Source organism: Polaromonas sp. (assembly GCF_018780625.1).
Taxonomy (GTDB): Bacteria; Pseudomonadota; Gammaproteobacteria; order Burkholderiales; family Burkholderiaceae_C; genus Polaromonas.
Window position 1 is genome coordinate 3954 of sequence record NZ_JADMJK010000244.1, and the last position, 4350, is coordinate 8303.

Below are 4350 nucleotides of genomic sequence, written 5' to 3' on the forward strand. Positions count from 1 at the left end.
GACCCCCAGTACACCAACGAGAACGCCACCTGCATGGTGGTGGGCGACAACATTTACGTGATGCTGCTGGTCGAGGCGTTTTTCAAGACCTTCACGCCCAACCCGGTCTGCGACGCGACCCGAAGCACCGAGGTCATCGTGTGCCTCTCCAGCGACCACCGGAAGACGGTTGACGAGATGGTTCGCAACGCGGTGGCGGCAGGCGCCAGGACGTTCAACCCGCCCAGGGACCATGGCTTTATGTACCAGCATGGTTTTCAGGACCTCGACGGTCACCTGTGGGAAATCATGTGCATGGAGCCCGCCGTCATCAGCATAGGCCCCTCGGACGTCTAGGGCCGGCACAGCGGGCCAATGAATCACCCCACCTCAGGAGAACGACATGGCAAATCCTTTTGTACACGTGGAGCTGAACACCCGCGATATCGACAAGGCGAAAGCCTTTTACGGACAGCTTTTTGACTGGAAGCTGCAGGAGGTGCCGATGACAGAGGGCACCTACACCATGATTGAGGTGGGCGCAGGCACGGGCGGCGGCATGATGGCGCAGCCCGTGCCTGGCGCGCCTTCTGCCTGGTTGCCTTACGTAGAGGTCAGCGACATTGAAGCGGCCACCGAGAAAGCGCGGTCGCTGGGCGCCACCGTGTGCACGGAAGTGACGCCCGTCATGGACATGGGCTGGATGAGCCTCATCACGGACCCGACCGGCGCCACGCTCGGACTCTGGCAAACCAGGACATGAAACGGCAGACGCCCTGATTCAGCCGTCAACAACGCGGGGGAATCCGCCCATCGGGCTTGGGGTCAAAATGGAGGCATCCGGGCGCTGGCCGCCCAAGGCCTTTTAAAGGAAGCCCATGACCGATCTCTCTGCCTTTCCCGTCACCCATAAATGGCCCGCCCGGAACCCCGAGGTGCTGCAGTTGTACGCCAAGACCACGCCCAACGGCGTGAAGGCATCGATCATGCTGGAGGAAACCGGCCTGCCCTACGAGGCGCATCTGGTCAACTTTGAAACCCAGGACCAGCTGTCGCCGGAATTCCTGTCGCTCAACCCCAACAACAAGATCCCGGCCATCCTGGACCCGCACGGCCCGGGCAACAAGCCGCTGGCGCTGTTTGAGTCGGGGGCGATCTTGCTTTACCTGGCCGACAAGACCGGGCAGTTCATTGCGCCCGATGCGGCGCAGCGCTACGAGACGATCCAGTGGCTGATGTGGCAGGTGGGCGGCATGGGCCCGATGTTTGGGCAGCTGGGCTTTTTCTACAAGTTTGCGGGCAAGGACTACGAAGACAAGCGCCCGCGCGACCGCTATGTGGCGGAAGCCCGGCGCCTGCTGGGCGTGCTGAACCAGCGCCTGGCCAGCCGCGACTGGATCATGGGCGAGGCCTACAGCATTGCCGACATCGCCACCTTCCCGTGGGTGCGCGGCCTGCTGGACTTTTACAAGGCGGGCGAGCTGGTGGGCATGCAGGACTTCCCGCATGTGACGCGGGCGCTGGCGGCGTTCATGGCGCGGCCGGCGGTGGTGCGTGGGCTGGGGATTCCGGCGTAGTCCTGATTTTCTTTTAATTCAACAATGTGCCGCGAAGCAATGGGCCGTGACGCATCCAGCCCGCCGGTCCAGGTTCAATATCCGCCGGGTCCTACAGCGCGGCAATGGCTTATCCGATAGACGCGGCCGGGCGGCTTGATAACCTTTCGGGGTGACTGGCCGCAACGCAATGGCCGCGAAACCAGTCGCCATCCCGGCCGCGCGGGCACCCTGACCGGCCGGCCATTTTTTACGCTTCACGAAAGAAAACCATGGGCATTCTCTGGACCATCCTTATTGGCCTGATCGTCGGCATTGTTGCCAAGTTCCTGATGCCGGGGCGCGATCCCGGGGGTTTCATCATCACGGTCATCATCGGCATCGTGGGCTCTGTCATTGCCACTTTTCTGGGCAGAACCCTGGGCTTCTACCAGGTCGGTGAATCAGCGGGCTTTATCGCTGCCGTGCTGGGCGCCATCATTTTGCTGTTTCTGTACCGCATGGTGGCCGGCCGGCGGGGCTGAGCGCTGCGCCAGCAGCCGCACCCATGAAAAAAGGGCAATTTCTTGCCCTTTTTTGCTATTTATTAAATAGTCCTAACACCAGATGCCACGCTGGCTAGCGCAGGCGCGGATCGTTGGGCCAGCGGTCGGCGCGGTTGGGAACACCATCGCCGTCACGGTCGCGGTCAACACGGTCCCGGGTGCCGTCGCGGTCCTGGTCGCGCCCACGATGGCCAGGGCCATGGCCGGGCCGGGCCACCATCGCCTGGGGGTGCTGCCCGGGCTGCACCAGCACCTGGGGCGCTGGCTGCACAATGATGCGGGGAGGCGGCGGACGAACGTAGACCGGGGGAGGACGAACATAAACCGGGGGAGGCGCATCGATATAGCCACCCTGCCGGTACACACCGCTGCCGTAAATCACCGCAGGCGGCGCCCCGTAAACCGGGCTGGCACCATAGGGCTGCTCATAAGCCGGCACCGGGTACACCGCGCAGCCGGACAAACCGGCAACGGCCAACACCGTAAGAATAGTTTTCATAAAGTAGTCCTGACACCCGCCAAAAAACTGTCGGGCTTGATTATTAAACGTGCGGCAGGTATCGCGGGTGTGTCGCATAGTGGAAGGCATGTGTCGGCAGGTTACCAGATGTGCGCGCGCACAATGACGGATCCAACGGAGGACATGAATGAAACGCAGACTTCTGTTGACGATGGCCGGCGCGCTGGTCCTGGGCAGCGCCGCCCGGGCTTCGCCGGCGCCGGGCGGCTACGCCGTGTCGGCCGATCAATTGCAGCGGGCGGTAGCGCAGCGTTTTCCGCTACGCTACCCGATGGGTGGGCTGATGGACCTGAACGTGCAGGCGCCAGTGCTACGCCTGCTGCCCGCGCTGAACCGGCTCGGAACCGGGATGGCGGTGCAAGCCTCGGGCCTGGCGCTGGGGCGCAGCTACACGGGCGCGTTCGATCTGGATTTTGGACTGCGCTACGAGGCCAGCGACCGGACGGTGCGCGCCCATCAGCTGCGCGTCAATTCCCTGCGCTTTGCAGATTTGCCGCCTGGCCCGTCGGCGCTGCTGGAGGCCTACGGGCCGGCACTGGCCGAGCAGACGCTGCGCGAAGTCGTGCTGCACCGGCTGCACCCGCAGGACCTGGCGCTGCCCGACGGCCTGGGGCTGCAGCCGGACAGCATCACGGTGACGCCGCAGGGACTGCTGATCGGCTTTGTGGCCAAGCCGCTGCGCTGAACCAGACCCAATTCCGACGCCATTCCCGCCTTCACAAAAATCACAAATTTTCAGGGCATAAAAAAGCCCCCGGGCGCAAGGCTGCGCCAGGGGGCCTTTGCAGGCGGAGCCTGATCAATCGGCGATGGTCACCACATTGTTGGCAAAGGTGATCCGGTCAGCCGTGTCGGCCACCGTTTTGATCGGCGGCACATGGGCTGCCGTGATCGGATTGGCCACAGTGCCCGTCAAGCCGCGCGGCACAGTGCGCACCACCTGGCTGGCCGGCAGGGCGGCGCCGGTTTTCAGGTTGGCGTACATCATGTCCATGGCCTGGGTGAAGTAGCGGTGCAGCGGCACCATGCGTTCTGGATAACCCGGGAAGGCGAGGAAAGCGTCGAAATGCTGGGCATTGGCTACTTCGATGTACGACAGCTTGCTGCTGGCGCCCTCAACGATCTTGTTCATGCCGAAATAGGGCCGTCCGGTGAAGGCGACCGGCAGCAAGGTGTCGGCGCGGCCTTGCACGATGAGCGCCGGTTTGCCGCGCAAATTGGCGCTGCGCACCACTTCGCTCATGCCCTGCCTGACGCGCACGGCGTTGTCGCTGGTGCCCGTGAACAGCTCACGCATGCACAGCGCGCCGGCGAAGTTGTAGTCCTGCACACTGCCCGCGGACAGCGATGCGGCATCCAGCAAAGGCCCGCCCACGCTGCTGTTGTTGACGATATTGAGGCCTACCGGGCCGATAGGCGGCACGCCGTTGGAGGTGCCGAACGAGGTGGCCAGCGCGGCCGCAGATGCCGGAACGGGTGCGTTCGGCGTGGCCGATGCTGCTGCGCCGGTGGCCGCAAAGCTGTAGCCGCACAGGTTGTCTTTCACGCTGAAGCGGCCGTAGGTGTTGGCATAGGTCAGCCCGACCGACAGGGTTGCAAACGAGTAGTGCGAAGCCTGCAGTACATTGCTTTCGGGCTGCCAGCCGGCCGCGATCAGCGCGTCCATGGCGCTGGCGGCCTGCTCGGCGGTCGTGGTGCCGGTAACCAGGCCGTTGGCCTTGAGGGCGCTGCAGCGGTTGGTGGCGATCGC

7 protein-coding genes are annotated in these 4350 nt (G+C 63.9%); 5 read left to right on the top strand and 2 right to left on the bottom strand.

What is annotated here, in order from left to right; genetic code table 11:
- The 4 genes from IV091_RS17360 to IV091_RS17375 form a co-directional block, all read left to right on the top strand.
- A partial coding sequence (locus tag IV091_RS17360; RefSeq protein WP_293470561.1) for a glyoxalase/bleomycin resistance/extradiol dioxygenase family protein occupies positions 1 to 336 on the top strand: 336 nt, incomplete at its 5' end.
- 46 nt (positions 337 to 382) lie between these two features.
- A complete protein-coding gene (locus IV091_RS17365) occupies positions 383 to 742 on the top strand; it encodes a VOC family protein (RefSeq protein WP_293470563.1) in 360 nt (119 codons plus the stop codon).
- Positions 743 to 857: 115 nt separating this feature from the next.
- A complete protein-coding gene (locus tag IV091_RS17370; RefSeq protein ID WP_293470564.1) occupies positions 858 to 1556 on the top strand; it encodes a glutathione S-transferase N-terminal domain-containing protein in 699 nt (232 codons plus the stop codon).
- A 251-nt stretch (positions 1557 to 1807) separates the two neighbouring features.
- On the top strand, positions 1808 to 2059 hold the full coding sequence (locus tag IV091_RS17375) for a GlsB/YeaQ/YmgE family stress response membrane protein (protein ID WP_293470566.1): 252 nt from the start codon (positions 1808 to 1810) through the stop codon (positions 2057 to 2059).
- 94 nt (positions 2060 to 2153) lie between these two features.
- Here the strand turns inward: IV091_RS17375 and IV091_RS17380 are convergent, their stop codons facing one another.
- The gene (locus IV091_RS17380; protein WP_293470568.1) at positions 2154 to 2579 is read right to left on the bottom strand and encodes a hypothetical protein; all 426 of its coding nucleotides are present in this window, start codon (positions 2577 to 2579) and stop codon (positions 2154 to 2156) included.
- A 148-nt stretch (positions 2580 to 2727) separates the two neighbouring features.
- Between IV091_RS17380 and IV091_RS17385 the strand changes: the two genes are divergently transcribed.
- Positions 2728 to 3285, top strand: a complete 558-nt coding sequence (locus IV091_RS17385; RefSeq protein ID WP_293470570.1) for a DUF1439 domain-containing protein — start codon at positions 2728 to 2730, stop codon at positions 3283 to 3285.
- A 114-nt stretch (positions 3286 to 3399) separates the two neighbouring features.
- Here the strand turns inward: IV091_RS17385 and IV091_RS17390 are convergent.
- The coding region (locus IV091_RS17390; protein ID WP_293470572.1) for a 3-hydroxybutyrate oligomer hydrolase family protein at positions 3400 to 4350 on the bottom strand (951 nt) is incomplete at its 5' end.